Origin of the sequence: Streptomyces sp. NPDC056480 (assembly GCF_042795405.1) — a bacterium.
Lineage (GTDB): Bacteria > Actinomycetota > Actinomycetes > Streptomycetales > Streptomycetaceae > Streptomyces.
Genome location: NZ_JBHTSA010000006.1, coordinates 82,358 through 105,100, shown reverse-complemented (window position 1 = coordinate 105,100; position 22,743 = coordinate 82,358). Strand labels below are relative to the sequence as shown.

Genomic DNA, 22,743 nt, shown 5'->3' with positions numbered 1-22,743 from the left:
TAGAGACTTGATTTTCGGCTCATTTGCTTCGGTCAAATCGCCCATGGTGGGCCATAATTGCGTGGAGCGTTGAATTCCGCCGACTGAATACCACCCCTCCTGCATTACCTTCCCGTGGTGCGTGCTTGACCTGGATCTACCCCTTGCATAGCCTCCGTTTCGCGCTCGCGTTCTGACCAGACCGAGCTTCGGGCCGTTAAGTCGACCAAGCAGGGGAAATCTATGTATGACGTCATCGTTGTGGGTGGCCGGTGCGCAGGATCGCCTCTCGCCATGCATCTGGCCCGCCAGGGCCACCGGGTCCTCGTAGTGGACCGGGCCTCCTTCCCCAGTGACACGGTGTCGACCCACTACATCCACCAGGCGGGCCTGCTGCGCCTCAAGGAGTGGGGTCTGCTCGACGAGATCATCGCCGCCAAGACGCCCGCGCTCCGCAAGATGCACTACTCCTACCGGGGCATCGAGCTCAACGGCTTCGCGGAGCCCGTCGACGGCGTCGACGCCGTCTACTGCCCGCGTCGCACCGTGCTGGACGAGATACTCGTCAACGCCGCCCGCCGGGCCGGCGCCGAGGTCGTCGAGGGATTCACCGTGACCGACGTGGTGGTCTCCGACGGACGCGTCACGGGCATCCGTGGCCGCGAAGGAGACGGCCCGGAACACGAGTTCAGCGCGACGATCGTCGTGGGTGCCGACGGCTTCCACTCCACCGTGGCCAAGAAGGTGGGGGCCGAGCTGTACAACGTGCGCCCCGCCGCCGGGTTCGTCTACTACTCGTACTACAGCGGCCTCGAGTCGTGGGGCCTGCACCACAAGAACGGCTTCAACGAGAAGTGGTTCGGCACCTGGCCGACCAACGGCGACGTCAACATGGTCGCCATCATCGGTGCCAAGCGCCACCTCAAGGAGTTCCGCCAGGACGTCGAGGCCAACTTCCAGGCCGTGATCGACGATGTCTCCCCGGAGATGGGCGAGCAGCTGCGCGACCAGGGCCGGCGCGTGGAGGACTTCCGCCCCATGCGCTACCCGGACAACTACTACCGCCGCGCGTACGGCCCGGGCTGGGCGCTGGTCGGTGACGCCGGCTACCACAAGGACCCCTACACCGGCTGGGGCATCACGGACTCCTTCCTGCACGGTGAGCTCCTCGCCGAGCGGATCCATCAGGGCCTTGCGGGCGAGCGCCCCATGGAGGAGGCGCTGGCCGAGTACAACAAGCTCCGCGACGAGGAGAGCGCCGGCGTCTACGACTTCACGACGACGCTGGGTGAACTCACCGAGCTGCCGCCGTTCTTCAAGGCGACGATGAGCGCGATGAGCAAGTCCCAGGAGTGGACCGACAAGATGCTGGGCCTGATCGGCGGCATCGTCCCGGACTACGAGATCTACGCGCCGGACGCCCTGGAGCGGCTCTACGACGCCGCCGGCGTGCCGGAGGCCGAGCGGATCTACGACCCCGCCGGCTGACCACGGCCCGCCGTCTGCCGCCGCGCCCTCCGGACGGCCCCCAAGGAATCCCGGATCCCGCTCCCCGGGAACCCTGGATCCCGCTCCCCGGGAATCCCGGATCCCGCTCCTTGGGGAACCTCCGATCGCGGATCGCGGATTCCGGATTCCGGATCAGCGCCTCTCCGTCGAGTGCCGGGTGCGCCTCTGCCTACACTCGCGGCGGTGGCTCACGTACCCATGCGCGCCAGCCTCGTCACTCACCGCGCATCCCTGTCCGCGACGGACACCCGTTCCGGTCGGTATCTCCCGGCCGCACGGACCCTCGGCGTTCCGTGACGGGTGACCGCTCGGGCATCGGTGTCCCCCGAAGACCACGGGGGACACCGATGCCCGGTGCGTCCTCTTGCGCCGGCGCGCCGGGCCCGCCCGGACGAGCAGTCCCGCCCGGACGATCACAGTTCTTTCCCCTTCTCCAGCAGCACCCCAGCCACCCGCCGTCCAGGCGCGCACGTGGCCCGGTGCGGCCTGTCCGAACAGGCCCCGGGCCACGGCAGCGCCGGCACGGCACCACTCCATGTGCTTCGCCTTCGAGGGAGTCCCGCAGATGACGCGCGCGTCCAGCATGTTCGACCTCATCAGTGAGCAGGATGAGGACAGGCCCTACTTCGAGACCGGCGGCATCGGCAGGTCGCACGAGTTCTACACGGGCGAGGAGCAGTTCCGCAGGGAGATGTCCCGCATCTACGGCCGGCGCTGGCTGCCGGTCGACCACGTCTCCCGCCTGAAGGAGAAGGGCGCCTACAGCACCCTCAACATCGGTTCCGGGTCCATTCTGCTCATCCACGGTGACAACGGGATCCAGGGCTACCACAACTACTGCCGGCACCGCGGCTACAAGCTCGTCGAGGAGGCCACCGGCAAGCGCCAGAGCCTCGTCTGCCTCTACCACTGCTGGGTCTACGACCGGAACGGAAAGCTCAAGAGCCTCAACGGCACCTACATGGACCACTTCTTCGACAAGGAGAAGAACGGTCTGCTGCCCGTGCGGACCGAGGTCCGCTTCGGTGTCGTCTTCGTGGCCCTCTCCGACGACGCTCCGGACCTCGACGAGTCGCTGGGCGAGTTCGGCGAGTTCGCCAAGGCCTACGACCTCACCGATCTGGAGTGCGTCGAGGCCAAGGACTACCCGGTCGCCTCGAACTGGAAGCTCGTCGCGCACAACGTCAACGAGAGCCTCCACTTCCCGACCGCCCACAAGGACCTGCACCGCATCACCGACTTCGACGACGCGGGCACCTACGGCCTCCGGGGCGACATCGTCGGCGCCTGGCAGTCGATCCGTACCGGCTACAACTCCGTCTCCGTGTCGGGGCGCAGCGCCCGCACGCCCATGCCGAACGTCCCGGAGGGCGACCTCCAGAAGATCAACTGGATCACCATCCTGCCCAACCTGCTCTTCGGGTTCACGGCCGACTACGTGATGATGCAGTGGGTCTGGCCGGAGAGTCCCGGCACCTGCTTCGTCCGCCACTTCTGGCTGTTCCACCCCAGCGAGACCGCCAAGAGCGACTTCTCGCACGAGGACGTCTTCGCGCTGTGGGACAAGGCCAACTACGAGGACTGGGAGATGTGCGAGCGGACCCACCGCGGCCTCTCCAACCCGCTGTGGACCCCGGGTCAGCTCTCCTACGACGAGGAGGTCGTCGCCCAGATCGACGCCTGGGTCGTGCGCGAAACCGCCGAGGCCCCCGAGGCCGAGAGCGCCGGGACCACCGCCGCCTCCGAAGCCGAGAGCGCCGGGACCACCGCCGCCTCCGAGGCCGAGAGCGCCGGGACCACCACCGCCTCCGAGGCCCCTGCCCCGTCCGCCGCCGTGAACGGCGAGGCCGCCGAACCCGGAAAGGCGGAGCGGTGAGCACGAAAGCCAACGCCAACTGCTACCTCATCGGCGGCACCCGCGTCCTCACCCAGTGCGCCACCCGGCTCCTCGACGCCGGTGTGACGATCGAGGGCGTCCTCAGCCACGACCCCGCCGTCGTCGCCTGGGCCGCTGCCCACGGCGTCCCCGTGCACGACCCGGCCGGCGACCTCATGGCGCTCCTGTCGGAGCGGCCGTTCGACTACCTGTTCAGCATGGTCAACTTCCGGATCCTGCCCGGAGCCGTCCTCGACCTGCCGAAGATCGCCGCGATCAACTTCCATGACGGCCCGCTGCCCCGCTACTCCGGCAGTCACGTCCCGGCCTGGGCCCTGTACGAGGGCGCCCCGCGGCACGCGGCCACCTGGCACCTGATGACCGAGGCCGTCGACGCCGGCGGCGTGCTCCTGGAGCGCTGGTTTCCGGTCCGCGACCACGCCACCGCGCTCTCCCTCACCTACGAGGCGGCCGAGACGGGCATCGAGCTGTTCGCCGACCTCGTCCCGCACGTCGCCGGGCGCACCCTTCCCGAGACCCTCGACACGAGCGGCCGCGAGCGCCGCTTCTACCGCAGGTCCGCGCGCATGGCGGGCGGCGGCGTCATCCACGCCGGCACCACCGCCGCCGAGGCCGTACGGCTCGTCAGGGCCCTGGACCACGGCTCCTTCCCCAACCCGCTCGGTGTGCCCGCCCTCGTCACCGAACAGGGCGCCGTCTACACCCGGCAGGCCCGGCTGATCCCGCGCGACGAGACCCGCACCACGACCACCGTGCTGTCCGTCACCACCACGGCCATCACCCTGGCCGCCCCCGACGCCGACCTCGTCCTCAGCGACTGGCGGGCCGTCGACGGAAGCACGCTCAGTGGCCAGGCAGCCGCCCAGCGGCTCGGCATCGCCCCGGGCGCCGCCCTCCCGGCCGTCTCGGAGGACCGCCTGGCCGACATCGCCGACGCCCAGAAGCACCTGCGCCCCCACGAGCCGTGGTGGCGCGCCCGTCTGGAGGACGTGCGGCCGGTCCCGCTGGCCGCCGACGACTTCTCCGCGGCCACCGCCCATTACGGACACTACGAGTTGGCGTACGTCCCCGCTTCACGCGAGGAGAGCGTCGACGTCTTCCGCGCCTTCCTCGCGGCCGTCGCCGAGCGCGCCGGCGACGAGGTCTTCGACTTCGCCTGGTCCCCGTCGGCCGCCCGCGTCCTCGCGGAGCGCACGCACGGGCTGACCGCCGCCCGCTTCCCCGTCCGCTACGACGGCGGGACCGCCCGCTCCCTGCGGGACAGGCTCGACGAGGCCGCCGCCCGCCACGGCTACACCGGCGACCTCGAGGTCCGCCTCGGCCTGGCCGGACGGCCGCTCGGCGCCGACGAGCCGAGCTTCACCCGCGTCATGGTGCTGGAACGCGATCCCGGTGAGGAGGCGTCAGCCGACCCCCACACCGAGATCGCCCTGCTGTGCCTGAGCGACGGCCCGCCCACGATCTTCGTGCGGGAGACCGCCATGGGCGAGGACGAGGCGCTGGACTTCGTCGAGCGCGTCGAGGACCTGGCGATGGCGACGCTGCTCCAGGGAGACGAGCCGCCGACGGAGTCCGCCGACTCCGCCGACTCCTCCGTCTCCGGCCGGTCCGCCGACTCCGCCGGGTCCGCCGCCTCCGGCTCCATCGAGTCCCCCTCCGCGAGGTCCTCCTCCGCCGAGGCCACCGCCCTCCCCGGGGAGCCCACCGAGGACTCCGCCGGGAAGTCCGGCGAGCGGACCGGCGGCCCGACCGCACTGGACCTCTTCGCCGCCGCGGTCGCGGAGCGGCCCGGAGCCGTCGCCGTCCGCGCCGGGAACCGCACGCTCGACTACGCCGCTCTCGACGGCTGGGCGGACGCCGTCGCGGCCCGCCTGCACGACGAGGGCATCGAGCCGGGCTCGGTGGTCGGCGTCCTGCTGGAGCGCGACACCGCGCTGCTCCCCGCCATGCTCGGCATCCTGCGGGCCGGCGCGTCCTTCCTGCCCCTGGACCCGGGCTACCCCGTGGACCGGCTGCGGCGGTACGTGGACGTCTCGCGCTGCGAACTCCTCCTCACCGACGCACGCACCCATGAACTGGGCGCGTCCCTGGGCTCCGCGCGGCAGGTGCCCGAGTCGGACGGAGCGGCCCAGGCCGTACCCCCGCGCGTGACCGCCGACGACCTGGCGTACACGCTCTTCACCAGCGGCTCGACCGGCGACCCCAAGGGCGTCGAGATCGGTCACGGGGCACTCGCCGACTTCCTCACCGGCATCGGCGACCGTCTGGGCGTCACCGCGGACGACACCGTCCTCGCCCACACCACGGTCGCCTTCGATATCTCCCTCCTGGAGCTGCTGCTGCCGCTCACCGTCGGCGCGACGGTCGTCCTCGCCTCCCGCGAGACCGCGGCCGACCCGTACCGGCTGGCCGAGGTGGCGAGCGGGGTCTCCGTGGCCCAGGCCACGCCGAGCCTCTGGCGCCTGCTGCTGGGGACCGGCTGGACCCCGCACCCCGGGCTGACCGTCCTCTCCGGCGGCGAGGCCCTGTCGCCCGCCACCGCCGAGCGGCTGCACGAGCACGCCCGCGCCCTGTGGAACCTGTACGGCCCGACCGAGGCGACGATCTGGGCCGCGGCCCACCGGGTCGAGTCGGTCGGCACCTTCCTGCCGCTCGGCGAACCCCTGCGGCACATGGAGCTGCACGTCCTGGACCAGGACCTGAACCCGTGCGAGCCCGGGAGCACCGGCGAGCTGTACCTCTCCGGTACCGGGCTGGCCCGCGGCTACGCCGGACGGCCGGACCTGACGCGGGAGGTCTTCGTCGACCACCCCGTCACTGGAACGCGGCTCTACCGCACCGGCGACGAGGTCCGCCTGCACGCGGCCGGCGCGGTCGAGTGGCTCGGCCGGTCCGACGCCCAGGTCAAGGTGCGGGGCCACCGCATCGAGCCCGCCGAGATCGAGCGGATGCTGGAGAGGATCGACGGCATCACGGCCGCCGTCGTCGTCGCGGCGCGGTTCGAGGGTCGCGGTGAACTGAGGCTCACCGCCTATCTGGTGGGCGACGCCATGCCGGGCAAGTCGCGGCTCGACGCCCTGGTCGGCGCCGCCCTGCCCGCCTACATGGTGCCGGACGCCTATGTGAACCTCGACGCTCTGCCGCTCACGGACAACGGCAAGGTGGCCCGCGCCAAGCTCCCGCTGCCCACGCGCGACACCATCCTGCGCTCCGGCGAAGAGCCGGAGCCCGCCGCGGCGCCGACGACGAGCCCCGAAACGGCGCCCCTGGCGGCGGCGGAACCGGAGCCGGCGGCGGCCGCGCGGCCGACCGCCGCGACGACGGCCGAGGACACCGCCGGGTCCGGCGCGACCGCCGACCCCGCCATGACGGAAGAGGAGCTGGCGCGGTCCGTCGCACGGGTCTTCGCGGCCACGCTGGACCACTCCGGCTTCGACGTCCACGCCAACTTCTTCGACCTGGGCGGCGACTCGGTGAACGTCACCGTCGCCGCCGCCCGCCTCAGCAGCGAGCTGGGCACCTCCGTCACCGCCCCCTCGATCTTCGCCTCGGGGACCCCGGTGAAGCTGGCCCGTCTCCTGGGTGCCGAGGGCGTCGTGCCCCTGCGCGACCAGGAGACGGGGACGGCGACGGCGGTCGGGACGGCACCGATGGCGGCGTACGTGACGGCCCGGCCCGCTGCCGAGCTCGCCCAGCCCGTTGCCGAGCTCGCCCAGCCCGTTGCCGTGCTCGCCCAGCCCGTTGCCGAGCCCGCCGCGTCCGCGCCGGTCACGCCCGTCGCTGCGGGCACGTCGGCCACGCTCGTGCCCGCCGCCACCCCGTCCTCGACCGTGGCCACTGCCATTGCCACCCCGTCCGCCACTCTGCCCGCCGCCACTTCGTCCGCCGCCGCGTCCGCGCGGCCGGCCGATGACGGCGCCCTCGCCGTCATCGGCATGGCGTGCCGGTTCCCCGGCGCCGGCACCCCGGACGAGTTCTGGCAGAACCTCGTCGCCGGCGTGTCCAGCATCGGTGCCGCTCCCGAGGGCAAGCGCGGTTGGGCCCACCTGTGGTCCGAGGCGGGCGCCGACGACGTGCGGATGGGCTGGGTCGAAGGCGTCGAGTACTTCGACGCCGCCCGCTTCGGGCTCACCGAACGCGAGGCGCGCCGCATGGACCCGCTCCAGCGGATGCTGCTCAGCGTCACCTCCGAGGCCCTGGAGAGCTCCGGCCGGGACCACACCTCCCTCGGAGCCTCCACCGGCGTCTTCGTCGGCGCCATCGCCAGCGACTTCCCGGAGATCGTCGCCGGGAGCATCGGCCACTCCGACCCGCACGTGGCCACCGGCACGGCCCCCTCCATGGTGGCCAACCGCCTGTCCCACGTCTTCGACTGGTCCGGCCCGAGCTTCGCCGTCGACACGGCCTGCTCGTCGTCGCTCGTCGCCCTCCACGAGGCCGCGATGCACCTGCGGGCCGGTGAGGTCGACGCAGCCGTGGTGGCCGCCGCCAACCTGGTGCTCACCCCGGCCAAGACCCGCTCCTTCACCCGCAACGGCATGCTCTCCCCACAGGGCGCCTGCCGGGCCTTCGACGACGCCGCCGACGGCTACGTGCGCGGTGAGGGCGCCGGCGCCCTGATCCTCAAGCGGCTCTCCGACGCCGAACGCGACGGGGATCCGGTCCTCGCCGTCATCCGCGGAACGGCCGTCAACCACACCGGCGGCAGCGCGGGCTTCCTCACCGCGCCCAGCAGGCCGGCCCAGGAAGCCGTACTGCGCCGGGCGCTGGCCCGCTCCGGACGCACCGCAGCCGACATCGGCTACGTCGAGGCGCACGGCACCGGAACCCAGCTCGGCGACCTCATCGAGCTGGAGGCCCTCCACGCGGTCCTCGGCGAGCCCGCCGGCCGCACCCCGGTCGCGTTGGGCTCCGTCAAGACCAACCTCGGCCACCTGGAGCCCGCCGCGGGCATCGCCGGCCTCATCAAGACGGTGCTGGCCCTCCAGGCGGCCCACATCCCGCCGTCCCTGAACTACGAGACTCCGAACAGGTCGTTCGACTTCGACGGCTCACCGCTGTACGTGGCCGACCGGCTCCTCCCGTGGGGCCCAGGCCCACGCGTCGCGGGCGTCAGCAGCTTCGGCTTCGGCGGCGCGAACGCCCACGTCGTGGTCGAAGCCGCACCGGGCGCGGAACAGGGCGACACGGACTCCGGTCCCCAGCTGCTGGTCCTCTCGGCCGGATCCGACGACGCGCTGCGCACCCTCGCACGCCGGCTCGTGCTCATGCTGCGTTCCGCCTACTGCCCCTCCCTGGAGGCACTGGCCGAGGCGAGCCGACTGCGGCCGGCCGGCGTGCACCGGCTGGCATGCGTGGCCGACAGCGCCGAGCAGCTCCAGGACAAGCTCCAGTTGTTCCTGGCCGGCGTCGAGGAGGTGCGTTCGCTCCACGTGGGAGTCGCGTCCGCGGCGGCGCGCCCGCACGACCTGCCCACCGGAACGCCCGTGAGCCGCGGCGAACTCGCCGCTGCCGCACAGGCGTTCGTCGCGGGCACCGGCCTCGCCACCGGGCCGCGCCGCCGGCCGGGGGTGCGCTTCCCGACCGCGCCGCACGCCGAGAAGTACCTGTGGCTCGAACCCACGCAGCAGCAGGCGGCCCCGCCCGCTCACGCCCGTACACGCAGCTCGTGGACGGAGCACCCGGAGGCGGCGGAGCACCTCGTCCTCGGCCGGCCCACCCTGCCGGGCGCCGGATACCCGGCCAAGGTCGCCGACTTCCTCGGCCGGGACCGCTTCGGTCTGCGCGACCTCACCTTCCGGGCGGCCGTCGAGGCCCCCGCGACCCTCACGGCCGCACGCGACGGCGACGCCCTCGCCTTCCGCGACGGCTCCGGCGCCCTGGTGTGCACCGCCACGCTGACCGAGCCCGAGCAGCCGACGCTCGCCGTCCCGCCCGCCGCGAACCGTTTCACCGAGGTCGGACTGGACGCGATGTACGCCGCGTTCACCCGCGCCGGACTGGACTACGGCACCGGCTTCCGCACCGTGGCGTCCCTGTCGGTCGCTCCAGGGGAGGCCGTGGGCGTGCTGCGCGGCCACGCCGACCGGACCGTGGACGCCCGGCTCCTGGACGGCGCCTTCCAGATCGCACTCGCCGCCTGCGGCGCGCAGGGGCTGTACGTCCCCTTCACCGTCGAGCGGCTCACCGTCCTCGGCCGGCTTCCCGCCACCGCCCGCGTGTACGCCCGGCGCGACCGGGACTCAGGGCCGGACTCCGGGCTGCTGACCGCCAGCCTGGTCGTCCTCGACGGCGACGAGACCGTGCTGGAGGCCCGGGGCATCACCTGGAAGCGGCTGTCCCCGGCGCCGTCCGGGCCGGGCGGGGCCGGTGACACCGGCCACGACCACCGCCCGGCCCCGGCCGCGCCCCCCGCTCAGGCCCCGGCGCCGGTGCGCGCCCCGGCCCCGGCCGCGGTACCCACCGCCAACGGGCACCTGCCCGGCGGCCGTCCGGGCCGCGGGCTCGAGGCGGTCCTGGCCGACTGGGTGGCCGAAGCCCTGGAGCTGGACGCCGCCGAACTGGAAACCGACCGCCCGCTCCAGGAGCAGGGCCTCGACTCGATGCTCGCCGTCTCGCTGGCCCAGGACATCCGGGCCCGGCTCGGCGTCGACATCCCGGTGACGCTCGTCCTGGAGGTCGGCACGGTCGACCGCCTCGCGGAGGAACTGCGGGACGAGTACGGCGTCACCGCCCCACCCGCCGAGGCGACCGGCCTCCCGCCCGCCGAGGCGACCGGCTTCCCGCCCGCCGACGAGACGGGCCTCCCGGCCGGCGTCGGCGCGGGCGGGCCGGAAGGCCCGGTCGGACCGGGCGAGGAGCCGGCGCGCTCACAGGCCCCGGCCCCCGTGCCGAGCGGGATCGCCACTTCGGCCCCCGCCGTGCCCGCGGCAGCGGACGCCGTGCCCGCCGCCGCGGACGCCGACACGCACGACATCGCCGTCATCGGCATCGACGGAGTGTTCCCCAACGCCGGGAACACGGAGGAGCTGTGGCGGGTCCTGGTGGAGGGCGAGGACTGCCTGACGGAGGTCCCTGCCTCCCGCTGGGACATCGACGCCCACTACGGCACGGACGGCGCCCCTGGCACGGTCTATCTGCGGCGCGCGGGCTTCGTCGAGGGCCTCACCGACTTCGACCCCGGCTTCTTCCGGCTCTCGCCCGCCGAAGCCGAGTGGATCGACCCGCAGCAGCGTCACCTCGTCCAGTCCGCCTGGCGGGCCATGGAGGACGCGGGGCTTGCGGGCAGGCCCCAGCCGGCCACCGGCGTCTTCGTCGGCGCCAGCTACCAGCACTACCGCGACACCGTCGTCGGCGACGTCGTCCAGACCCCCGCCGGCCTGGGCAACCACAACGCGATCCTGGCGAACCGGGTGAGTTTCTTCCTGGATCTGCACGGGCCGAGCATGACGATCGACACGTTGTGCTCGTCGTCGCTGGTGGCACTGCACACCGCGGTGCGGAGCATCCGCGCGGGGGAGTGCGAGCAGGCCGTCGTCGCCGGCGTGCACCTGGGCATGTCCCCCCAGTACTTCCAGCTCGGCTCCCGTCTCCGCTCGTTCTCCCCGTCCAACGCCCTGCGGCCGTTCGATGCGGGTGCGGATGGGTTCGTGCCGGGTGAGGGGGTGGTGACGGTGGTGTTGAAGCCGTTGCGTGCGGCTTTGCGTGATGGGGATCGGATCCGGGGTGTGGTGAAGGGTTCGGCGGTGAATCACGGGGGTCGTACGAGTGGGTTGACGGTGCCGAGCAGTGCGGCGCAGGAGTCGGTGATCTCTGCGGCGTTGGTGGATGCGGGTGTGTCGGTGGAGTCGATCGGTCTGGTGGAGGCGCATGGGACGGGGACGAGTCTGGGTGATCCGATCGAGGTGGAGGGTTTGACGCGTGCGTGGCGGGGGTTGACGTCTCGTTCGCAGTTCTGTGCGTTGGGTTCGTTGAAGGGGAATGTGGGTCATCTGGAGCCGGCGGCGGGTCTTGCTGGTCTGGTGAAGGTGTTGTTGTCGATGGAGCGGGGTGTGGTTCCTCCGTCGTTGCATGTGGTGCGGCCGAATGATCACATTCGTTTCGAGGGGACGCCGTTCTTTCTTGCGGATCGGGTGTCGGAGTGGCCGCGTCCGGTCGATGGGCCGCGTCGTGGTGCGGTGAGCGCGTTCGGGATGGGCGGGGTCAACGCCCACGTGATCCTGGAGGAGGCGCCTGCGGTTCCTGCTCGTGAGGTGGTGGCGCAGGAGTCGTATCTGGTGCGGGTGGACGCGGCCGACGAGACCTCCGTCCGCGCCCTCGCCGATGCCTATGCCGACCGGCTGGCCGAGGTGGACGACGACCGCCTGGGCGACTTCGCCTACACCGCCAACACGGGCCGCGCAGCGCACCGCTTCGGCACCGTCGTCTCCGGCGGCGACGCGGGTGAACTCGCGGTCGCACTGCGGGACGTCGCCTCGGGCGCGTCCCCGGTGACCCGCCGAAGCGGCCGCACGTCGGCCCCCGTGGTGTTCATGTTCACCGGCCAGGGCTCACAGTACGCAGGCATGGGCCAGGGCCTGTACAGGACCGAGCCCGCGTTCCGGGCGGCACTCGACGAGTGTGCCGACCTGCTCGCCGGCCACCTCGACGTACCGCTGACGGACCTGCTCTTCGGCACCTCGGCACACCTCCTCGACTCCACGCGGTTCGCTCAGGTGGGGATCGTGTCGGTGCAGGTGGCGTTGGTGCGGTGGTTGGAGTCGTTGGGGGTGCGTCCGGATGTGGTGGTGGGTCACAGTCTGGGTGAGTTGAGTGCGGGGTGGGCTGCGGGTGTGGTGGGTCTGGAGGATCTGCTGCGTCTGGCGGTGGTGCGTGGTGGGTTGATGGAGTCGCAGCCTGGTGTGGGTGCGATGGCGGCGGTGCATGGTGATGCGGCTGCGGTGGTGGAGGCGCTGGGGGCGTTCCCCGGGGTTGAGGTTGCTGCGTTCAATTCGCCTCGTGTGACGACGGTTTCGGGTCCGGCCGATGCGGTGGCGCGGTTCCGTGCCGAGTCGGGTCTGCGGTCGCAGCCGTTGGTGGTGAGTCATGCGTTCCACTCGGTGTTGATGGAGGGCGCGGTGGCTCCGTTCGCCGAGGTGGTGGCGGGTGTCGAATGGTCGGCTCCGCGGGCGGCGTTCGCTTCGACGGTGTCGGGTGGCTGGCATTCGCCGGAGTCGGTGAGGGACGCGGCTCTCTGGGCGCGGGGGATCCGTGAGCCGGTGAGGTTCGCGGAGGCTGTGGGGCTGGTGTCGGGTGTGGGTGCGGGTGCGGTGTGGGAGATCGGTGCGCAGCCGCAGTTGACGTCGTTGGCGCGTGCGTCGTGGTCGGGGGACGAGCCGTCGTTGTGGTTGTCGACGCTTCGTCGTGACCGGGTGGATCAGGCGGAGGTGTACGCGGCTGTGGCGGCGTATGCGGGGAGTCCGTCCGGGGCGGTGGACTGGACGGGTCTGCATGCCGGCAAGGGCCACCGCACGATGACCCTGCCCACCTACCCCTTCCACCGACAGGACCTGGTGGCGCCCCCGGCCCGCGGCGAACGCGCCGCGCCCACCGCGCCTGCCGCGCCCACCGCGGGACACCCGCTGTTCGACCGTCACTACGAGCACCGGAGCGAGGGACAGTGACGCACACCCCAGAGACGTACGAGAAGACGTTCACGGGCCAGGAGCCCCTGATCGCCCAGCACCGCTCCGCGGGGACCGGACTGCTCCCCGCGGCCGTGCAGCTGGAGATGGCCCTCGTCGGTGTCGCACGCCGCCGACCGTTCGCTCCCCTGGAACTCACCGGGGTGTCGTTCCTCCGCCCCCTCACGGTCGCCGACCAGGGCAGCGCGCCGGTCCGGCTCGACGTGACCCCCGGCCCCGACCGGACCCGCTTCGAGCTGACCACCCTCGTGGCCGGCACCCGCAAGCAGCTGTCCACCGGCGCCGGACGGTTCCTCCCGGCGGACGCGGCGCGGCCTGCCCGCACCGCGACGGACCACGAGCCCGCCGGTGCACGTGACATCGCCCCGGAGCGCCTCTACACCGGATGGGAGCGCGAGGGACTCCAGTACGGCCCCGACTTCCGCACCGTCCGCGCGCTCTCCGTCGCCGACGCCGGAACGGCTCGTGCCACCCTGCGGTCCGACGCCGAGCCGATGCCCTGGTACGCCCACCCGCTGCTGGTGGACGGCGTCTTCCAGGTCGTCAGCTGCGCCCTTCAGGACCTGACGGGTGCGGACGGCCCGTACCCCATGCTGCCGATCGGCGTCGAGCGGCTCGCCCTCTTCGCCGACCTGTCGACGGCGACGGACGGGGTCGCCGTCCACGTCCGCCGCACCGGCGAGGACGGTGCCTACGCCACCGCCGACGCCCTGCTGCTGGGACCCTCCGGCGACGTCCTCGCCGAGTTCCAGGGCGTACGGATGCGGCGTACGACCACCGTGACCCGCCCGCCCGCAGCGGCGACCGGCGCCACGGCCTCGGCACGGACGTCCGACAGCGCCGCGGAACGGCGGGACCCGCTGCCCGTCTCCCGCATCGACTGGCACCCCGAGGAGGGCGACCCCGCCCGCCGCGAACCGGCGTCCGGAACCTGGGTGGTCCTCCACCACGGCCCGGGCGACCGGCTCGGCACGGGCGCCGCCGAGGCGCTGCGCGCCGACGGCGCCCGCGTCGTGGAGGTCGCCGTCGGCCCGGCCGCGCCCGCGAACGCCGCCGCCGACCCGGCCGCGAACGCCGCCGCCGGCCCGGCCGCGAACGCCGCCGCCGACCCCGACCGGCTGACGCTGGACCGGCCCGACCAGGAGGCGTTCCGCCGGCTCTGGGAGGAGATCGGCGACCCCGTCGCGGGCGTGGTCCACCTGTGGAACGCCGACGCCCCGACCGACGACCACCGGGGCGAGGAGGAGGAGCTGCGCCTCGGCCTGTACGCCTGCCTCGCCGCCCTGCGGACCCTCGGCGAGCGGCAGCGCAAGTCCCGCTTCCTCGTCGTGACCCGCGACGGCCAGCCCGTCGCCGACGGCGACCGGCCGGTGCCGGCCCGCGCCGCCCTGTGGGGCCTCGTGCGCACCGCCGCCATCGAGTACCCGGGCCTGCGCCCGCGCATCGTCGACCTCGGCGGCGACCCCGGCACGCTGCTCCCCGCCCTCGTCGCGGAACTCGGCGACGCACGGGGGCCCGTCGAGACCGGCTACCGCGGCGACGTCAGACACGTGCCCGTCCGAGTGCGCGACCGCTCGGCGTACACCCTGCCGCGACCCGCCGGGCAGGGCCCCGTCCGGCCCGGCGGACGCTACCTCGTCCTCGGCGGCCACGGCGGCCTGGGCCTCGAGGTGGCCGAACGGTTCGCCCGCGAGGGCGCCGGCGTCGTCGCGCTGGTCTCCCGCTCCGGCGGGAACCCCGCCTCCGACGAGCGGGCCGCCGCCATCGCCGCCCACGGCTGCCTGGCCGTCTCGTACAGCGCTGACATCACCGCCCCCGGCGCCCTGACGTCCCTGGTGGAGAGGATGCGGCGGGAGCACGGCGACGTGCACGGCGTCATCCACGCTGCGGGCACCCTCAAGGACGGGCTGATCCGCAGCGCCACCGCCGAGGACGTCGCGGCCGTGATGCGGCCCAAGGCCGACGGGGTCCGCGAGCTGGCCGCCGCCGTCACCGGGAGCGACCTCGACTTCGCGGTGCTGTTCGCCTCCGTCTCCGGCACGTTCGGCAATCTCGGGCAGGGCGGCTACGCCGCAGCCAACGCCTACCTCGACGGCTACGCCCACGCGCAGGGTGCGCCGTGGCTCAGCGTCGACTGGGGCCTGTGGGGCGAGGTCGGCATGGGCACCGCCGTCGCGGACCAGCTCCGGGCGCGCGGCGTCCGGCCGCTGACCACCGAGGAGGGCCTGGACGCCCTCGTCGCCGTCCTGGGGGCGGAGCAGCCCGTCCGGCAGCTCGTCATCGCCCACCCGGACGCGGGCACCGAGATCGTCGAGCCGGAGGACCAGCAGATCCGCGCCGGCTCCGCCGTCTCCACCGCGACCGCGGGCGCCGCCTCCGCCGCCACCGGCGGGGCGGGGGGCACCGACAGCTCCGGTGGGACGACGGGGGACGCCGTGGTGCGTGTCGCCGACGCGCTGGCGGAGTTCCTCGTGGAACGGCTGGGAATCGCGTCCCTCGACCGCGAGGCGCTCCTGTCGGACTACGGCATGAGCTCGATCATGAGCGTCGAACTGTCCGAGGAGTTGTCGCGCCGCTGGGGCGTCAGCCTCCCGGCCACGCTCTTCCTGGAGTACGGGGCCTTCGACGAACTGGCGGAGGCGCTCACCGAGCGCTACGGCGCGGCGGCGGCGCTGCCTGAGCCCGCCGGGGGCGACGCGGCCGGGGCGGCCGCCGGGGCCACCGACGCCAAGGCCGCCGCTGTCGAGTCCGCCCGGCCTGTCGAGCCCGCGCGGCCTGTCGAGCCCGACCTCTCTCAGGGCGCGGCAGATACCGCGAGCCCTTCCGCTGCGACCGTCTCCGCCCCCGCCCCCGCCACCGCGCCTCAGCGCCCCCGGCGTTCGGCGGCGCGCGGACGCGACCTGGACGTCGCCGTCGTCGCCGTGTCCGGCGACCTCCCCGGCGCGCCCGGCGGCGTGGCGGACCTGTGGCCGCTGGTGCGCGCGGGAGGCCACGCCTTCACCGACGTACCCGCCGAACGCTGGGACGTCGACGCCCACTTCGAGCAGCGCGGGCCGCGTATGACCGGCACGTACTGCCGCAAGGGCGCCTTCCTCTCCGGCGTCGACCGGTTCGACCCGGCCTTCTTCGGCATCTCGGTGCGCGAGGCCGAGGAGATGGACGTCCAGCAGAAGCTGCTCCTTGAGCACGCCTGGGCGGTCAGGGACGACGCCGGCCTCGCCGGCCGCCGCGACATCGGCGTCTTCGTGGGCGCCACCTACACCCACCACCGCGACGCGCAGGGGCTGGAGACCGTGGGCCCGCACACCGCGCTCGGCTCCATGAACGCGGTGCTCGCCAACCGGATCTCGTACGCCCTCGACCTCACCGGCCCCTCGCAGACCGTCGACACCCTCTGCTCGTCCTCGCTCGTCGCGATCCAGCAGGCGGTCGCCGCGCTCCGCGCCGGCCACTGCGGCGCCGCGATCGTGGCGGCCTGCCAGGTCGGCCTGACGCCCTGGTACTACCGCAGTCTCAGCCAGCTCGGAGCCCTGTCGGAGAGCCATCCGAAACCGTTCGACGAGCACGCGGACGGCTTCCTCCCTGGCGAGGGAGCCCTCGCCGTCCTGCTGAAGCCGCTCGCGGACGCGGAGCGCGACGGCGACCTCATCTGGGGCGTCGTCCGGGGCACGGCCGTCAACCACGGCGGCCGCGGCAGCGCCCTGCCCGTGCCCCGCAGCGAGGCGCAGGCCGCCGTCGTCCGCGCGGCGCTTGACGACGCCGGGCTTGCCCCGGCCGACATCTCCCTCATCGAGACCCACGGCACCGCGACCCGGCTCGGCGACCCCATCGAGCTCGCCGCCCTCACCGAGGTGTTCGGCGGCGACCCCGACCGCGAAGGACCGTGCCACCTCGGCGCCGTCAAGGGCAACATCGGGCACCTCGAGCCCGCCGCCGGGCTCGCCGGACTCGTCAAGGCCCTGCTGTGCCTGCGGCACGGGGAGATCCCCCCGGTCGCCGGCTTCGAGAAGCCCAGCAGCCACCTCGACCTGTCCTCCGGGCCGTTCGAGATCCCGACCGAGCCCCGCCCGTGGACCTCCGCGGGGCCGCGGCGCTTCGGCGTCAGCTCCTTCGGCATGGGCGGCACCAACGCCCATGTCGTCGTCGAGGAGTACGTCGGGGACCACCGCGCCGGCGTGACCGGCGGCGGACCGGCCGCCGAGGCCGCCCACGAGGACGGCGCCACCGGCGAGCATCTGCTGGTCCTCTCCGGCCATACCCCGGAGGCCCTGCTACGGCGCATCGCGGCCACGCGGGCGGCGCTACGCGGGGAGACCGCCTCCGGCTTACGGGAACTGTGCCGTTCCAGCGCCGTCGGACGCGACCACCGGGCACACCGGATCGCCGTGCTCGGCGGCACCGCCTGGGAGATCGGCACCGGACTGGACCACGCCCTGCGACTCGCGGACTGGGCACCCGGCACCGTCGTGCGCGGCTCCGTCGTGGTGGAGACCGCCTCGGCCGGGCTCGGCGTCCACGCCCTCCGCCACGTCGGAGGCGCGAGTGTCGACTGGGCGTCCGTGTACCCGGACCCGGCGGTACGTCGCCGACCGCTGCCGCCGTACCCGTTCGGCCCGGCACCCGCAGCCACCGTCCCCGTCGTCCCTGTCGCCCCCACGGACGCGTCGGCCGGGCCTCGGGCCGCTGCCCAGGGGCAGGACGGGGCCGAGGACGTGGCCGAGGCCGTGCGCAGGCTCTCGCGTGCGCACCGCGTGCTCGGCGAGGAGACCGTGCCCGGTGCCGTGCCCCTCGCCCTGGGGCTGCGGGCGGCCGGTGAACTGCGTGCCGTCGCCTTCACCGGCCGGGGGAGCGGCCCGCACGCGCTGACCACCGACCTCGACGAGCCCGGCCGCACGGGTCCGGCTGCCTTCCGGCACGCCGGCCGCACCATCGCCCGGCTCACCACCGGCGCCGCCCAGGCGGGGCCCGCGCCCGCCGCGCGGGACCTGGACGCCCTGCGCGCGGAGCTGGGCCGCGGCCTGGAACCCGCGGGCCTCTACGCCTGGTTCTCCGCCAAGGGCATGGAACTGACCGCCCCGCTGCGGTCGATCACCGAGGTCCACTACGGACCCCGCCGGGTCCTGGCCCGCGTCGACATCCCGGCCGGCAGCCCCCTGGAGGCCGAGACGGCTGCGCTCGACGCCGCCCTCCAGGCCATGGCCGTGCTCACGCTCGCCGACCCCGAGGCGCCGACCGGCACCTTCCTGCCGGTCGCCATCGAAGGCGCAGCACGCTGGGGCGACCCCGCGCGCACCGCGTTCGTGCTGCTCGACGGTGCCGAGGCGGGCGCCGACGGCGTACGGCGCGGCGCCGTCGACCTGCTGGCGGACGACGGCCGGGTCCTGGTCCGCCTCGAAGGCATCGAGTACCGGACGGTGGCCGGGAACGGCACGGGTACCGGCAGCGCTGCCGGTACCACCGTCGGCAGCGCGGGCACGGCAGGTACCACCGCCGGCAGCGCGAGTACGGCAGGGGGCGCGGGCGGGGGCGCGGGCGCGTCCGGCCCCGTGCCCCGCTCGGCACGGCTGGCGGCGGCCGAGGCGGCCGTCGTCGAGGTGGTGCGGGCGGCCCTGCACGACCCCCGGATCACCGCGACCACGTCGCTGTCCGCCGTCGGCATCGACTCGATGCTCGCGACGGCCGTCGCCGCCGACCTGGACGAGAGGTACGGGGTGCCGCTCAGCCCGACGGACGTCCTGGACGCCGCCGACTGCCGCATCCTCGCCGCCCACGTCGCCGAACTGGCCCCTGAGCACGCCTTCGCGGCCGAACCGGCCCCGGAGAACGCCTTCGCGCAGCCCGGGGCCGAGGCGGCACCCGCCGCCGAAGCGGCGCCGCAGGCCACCGGCGAGGCCACCGGTCCGGCCACCGGCGAGGCCACCGGTCCGGCCACCGGCGAGGCCACAGGTCCGGCCACCGGCCAAGTCCCTCACCGGGCCTCCGGCCGAGCCGCCGACCCGGCCGCGCTCTACGGCGCGGACCCCGGCGAGGCGGTCTCCGCCGACGACGTGGCCGTGATCGGGCTGGCCGTGGCCCTGCCCGGCGCCACGGACCCGGAGGAACTGTGGGACCTGATGGCCGAGTCCGGCGACCGGGTCGGCCCCGCGCCCGCGCGCCGCTGGGGCCGGTACGCCGACGGGCGGGAGCCGGACGTGGGCGGGTTCCTCGACGGCGTCGAGGAGTTCGACGCACGGTTCTTCGACTTCTTCCCCAAGCAGGCCGAGGCGCTCGACCCGCAGGCCCGCTGGCTGCTCCGCACCACCTGGGAGGCGCTGGAGTCGGCAGGCCTGCCGCCGCGCGGACTGTCGCCCGCCACGGGCGTGTTCGTCGGGGCCAGCTACCAGCACTACAAGGACTACAACATCTCCCCGGAGCTGGACGCCCCCGCCGGCCTGGGCAATCACAACGCCTTCCTGGCGAACCGGGTGAGTTTCTTCCTGGATCTGCACGGGCCGAGCATGACGATCGACACGTTGTGCTCGTCGTCGCTGGTGGCGCTGCACACGGCGGTGCGGAGCATCCGCGCGGGGGAGTGCGAGCAGGCCGTCGTCGCCGGTGTCCGGGTCGCCATGTCCCCGCTGCACTACGTCGCCATGCGCAACCTGCGCGCCCTGTCGCCCTCCGGCCACTCACGGCCGTTCGATGCGGGTGCGGATGGGTTCGTGCCGGGTGAGGGGGTGGTGACGGTGGTGTTGAAGCCGTTGCGTGCGGCTTTGCGTGATGGGGATCGGATCCGGGGTGTGGTGAAGGGTTCGGCGGTGAATCACGGGGGTCGTACGAGTGGGTTGACGGTGCCGAGCAGTGCGGCGCAGGAGTCGGTGATCTCTGCGGCGTTGGTGAATGCGGGTGTGTCGGTGGAGTCGATCGGTTTGGTGGAGGCGCATGGGACGGGGACGAGTCTGGGTGATCCGATCGAGGTGGAGGGTTTGACGCGTGCGTGGCGGGGGTTGACGTCTCGTTCGCAGTTCTGTGCGTTGGGTTCGTTGAAGGGGAATGTGGGTCATCTGGAGCCGGCGGCGGGTCTTGCTGGTCTGGTGAAGGTGTTGTTGTCGATGGAGCGGGGTGTGGTTCCTCCGTCGTTGCATGTGGTGCGGCCGAATGATCACATTCGTTTCGAGGGGACGCCGTTCTTTCTTGCGGATCGGGTGTCGGAGTGGCCGCGTCCGGTCGATGGGCCGCGTCGTGGTGCGGTGAGCGCGTTCGGGATGGGCGGGGTGAACGCCCACGTGATCCTGGAAGAGGCACCCGCTGTCCCGGTCCGGGACGTACACCTCCCGGAGCCGTTCGTGGTCCGCGTCACCGGTGCGGACGAGACGGCCGTACGGAAGCTGGCCGCCGCGTACGCCGCTCGCTTCGACACGGCGCGCGACTCCGCCGAGACAGCCGACCTGTGCCACACGGCCAACACCGGCCGCTCCCCTCTGGAGTACCAGACCGCCGTGCACGGACGCTCGGCGGCGGACCTCGCGGCGGCGCTCCGCTCGGTCGCGGACGGGACGCACCCCGTCGCCCCCGTCGACATCGACCTCACCGCCGACGCGGCGGCGGCCCTGAGCGGGACGACCGCCGCCCCCGGCCACCCCGCCCACGCGGCGGAGCTGGCCACCGCCGGATACGCGCACATCGACTGGTCCGGTCTGTCCCCCGCGGAAGCCCGCGTCACGGATCTGCCCACCTACCCGTTCGCCGGATCCCCGTTCTGGCGCGGCCCCGAGGAGGCCGACCGCACCGGGCATGCCGGGACGCCGGCGGGGGACGGGCAGCCCGGCACACCGGCCGTACGCGTCCAGTGGCGCGCCCGCGACCTGCCCCAGGCCCCCTCGGCCGGACCGGCGACGGTGAGCGTGGCCGCAGCAGACCCCGCCCTCGGGCAGGCTCTGACCGGGCTCCTGCGGGACCGGGGCCTCACCGTCGTCGCGCCCGGCGTGTCGGCAGACGCCGCCGTCGTGGTCGGAACCCGAGCCACCCGGCACGCGGACCCTGCCGAACTCAGCTCCCTCTGGGGCGAGTTGGGCGACCTTATGAGAGCGCTGCCGCAGCGGGCCGGTGTCCTCTGGGCCTCGTTCGGTGGAACGGACCTGCACTCCGCCGCCCGGACCGGTCACGGCGCGCAGGGCGGAGACGCCGGTCCGGACCCGGTCCGGGCCGCGGCCGCCATGGCCGTCCGGGCCGCGGGCGCTGAAGGGCGCCGGCCCACCGCCGTCGTCCACCTGGACCCCGCCGATCCGGCCGCCGACCAGGCCGCCCACCTGGCCGCCGAGCTCGCCGCACTGCTGTCCGGCGCCCAGGAGGCCGACACCGCCGACGCGGGGACCACCGTCGCCGCCTACCGGCAGGGCGCCCGGTACGTACCGGAGACCGCGCCCGCCCGGCCCGGCCCTCCGTACTTCCTCCCGGCCGAGGGCTACTGCCTGGTCACCGGGGGACTCGGAGCCGTCGGACTGCGACTGACCGAACGCCTCATCGCGCGGGGCGCCCGGCGCGTGGCCGTCATCGGCCGGTCGGCCCTCGACGCCACCCGCGCGCAGACCCTGCGGGAACTGGCGGTCGGCGGCGCCGAGGTCGAGTACGCGCCCTGCGACGTCTCCGACCCGACGGCCCTCGCCGCCGTCGCGGACCGGCTCGGCCGGCGCTGGGGCAGGCTGGTCGGCGTCGTGCACGCCTCCGGCGGGGTCAACTCCTTCGGCGCGATGCACCGCCGCCCCTGGAGCGACGCCGAGAAGGTGCTCACGCCCAAGGTGGCCGGCTCGCTGCACGTCGTCCGCCTGGCCAAGGAGCAGCGCGCCGACTTCGCCGTCCTCGTCTCCTCGATCGCCGGCACCCAGGCCCTGGCAGGCCGCGGACTGGTCGACTACAGCCTCGCCAACGCCTTCCAACTGGCGCTCGCCGAACGGGAGGACGACGAGGTCACCGCGGTCACCGCGCACGCCTGGCCCAACTGGACGGGCATCGGGATGAAGGCCGACGACGCCTTCTCCGCCGCGCACTCGGTCGGCGCCGAGGAAGCGCTCGACGCCTTCTTCGACCACCTGCGGTCGGGCGGCGCCGTCGTCTTCCCCGGCACCGCCTCCGCCCCGGCGGGGACGGTGGGCACCGCCGCACCCGCCACCACCACCGCGTCCGCCCCGGCGGGGACGGTGGACACGACCACAGCCGCACCCGCCCCCATCACCCCGGCCGCTCCGGTGGTACCGGCCTCGCCGGTCACCCCGGCCGCCCGTGCCGAGGGCCCCGCCGGGGCCCGGCCGGAGGCGGCGCGCACGCGCCAGGACACCACCGCGATGCGTGGCCGCGTCCGGGAGGCCTTCCTCCAGGTACTGGGGGAGGACCCCGGCGACCGGCCCCTCCAGGGCCTCGGCCTGGACTCCCTGATGATCGCGGAACTGAGCACCGCCCTCGAACGGGGCGGCCGGACCGTCGACCCGTCGCTCCTGATGCGGGCCCGTACGGCCGACGACATCGCGGCCGAACTCACCGCCCTGGCCGCACCCGCCGGCATCCCGGCGCCCCCGGCCGCCGCCGTGCCCGACCGCACCGGGGCCGTCGACTCCACCCTCAGCGCGCTGCTGCGCCCCCTGCTCGACCACGACGGCGGGCGCGGGGTGGTCCAGGCATGACCGGCGAGCCGAACGAAAG

4 protein-coding genes are annotated in these 22,743 nt (G+C 73.9%); all 4 read left to right on the top strand.

Features of this window, described 5'->3' with window-relative positions; translation table 11 throughout:
* Positions 1–222: 222 nt before the first annotated feature.
* The 4 genes from ACFQ79_RS05115 (at position 223) to ACFQ79_RS05100 (ending at position 22,724) form a co-directional block, all read left to right on the top strand.
* Positions 223–1,467: an NAD(P)/FAD-dependent oxidoreductase gene (locus tag ACFQ79_RS05115; protein ID WP_383579455.1), complete on the top strand. Its 1,245-nt coding sequence runs from the start codon at positions 223–225 to the stop codon at positions 1,465–1,467.
* 586 nt (positions 1,468–2,053) lie between these two features.
* Complete coding sequence (locus ACFQ79_RS05110) at positions 2,054–3,364, top strand: SRPBCC family protein (RefSeq protein ID WP_383579454.1); 1,311 nt, start codon at positions 2,054–2,056, stop codon at positions 3,362–3,364.
* Positions 3,361–13,047, top strand: coding sequence for an amino acid adenylation domain-containing protein (locus tag ACFQ79_RS05105; protein WP_383579453.1), 9,687 nt, complete (start codon positions 3,361–3,363; stop codon positions 13,045–13,047). Before ACFQ79_RS05110 ends, ACFQ79_RS05105 begins: the two co-directional genes overlap by 4 nt.
* A complete protein-coding gene (locus tag ACFQ79_RS05100) occupies positions 13,044–22,724 on the top strand; it encodes an SDR family NAD(P)-dependent oxidoreductase (RefSeq protein ID WP_383579452.1) in 9,681 nt (3,226 codons plus the stop codon). The genes ACFQ79_RS05105 and ACFQ79_RS05100 overlap by 4 nt, the downstream gene beginning before the upstream one ends.
* Positions 22,725–22,743 lie beyond the last annotated feature (19 nt).

What these genes read in the sequence shown, in the direction of transcription:
- ACFQ79_RS05115 (WP_383579455.1), top strand. Translation starts at nt 223, where the DNA reads ATGTATGACGTCATCGTTGTGGGTGGCCGGTGCGCAGGATCGCCTCTC.
- ACFQ79_RS05110 (WP_383579454.1), top strand. Translation starts at nt 2,054, where the DNA reads ATGACGCGCGCGTCCAGCATGTTCGACCTCATCAGTGAGCAGGATGAG.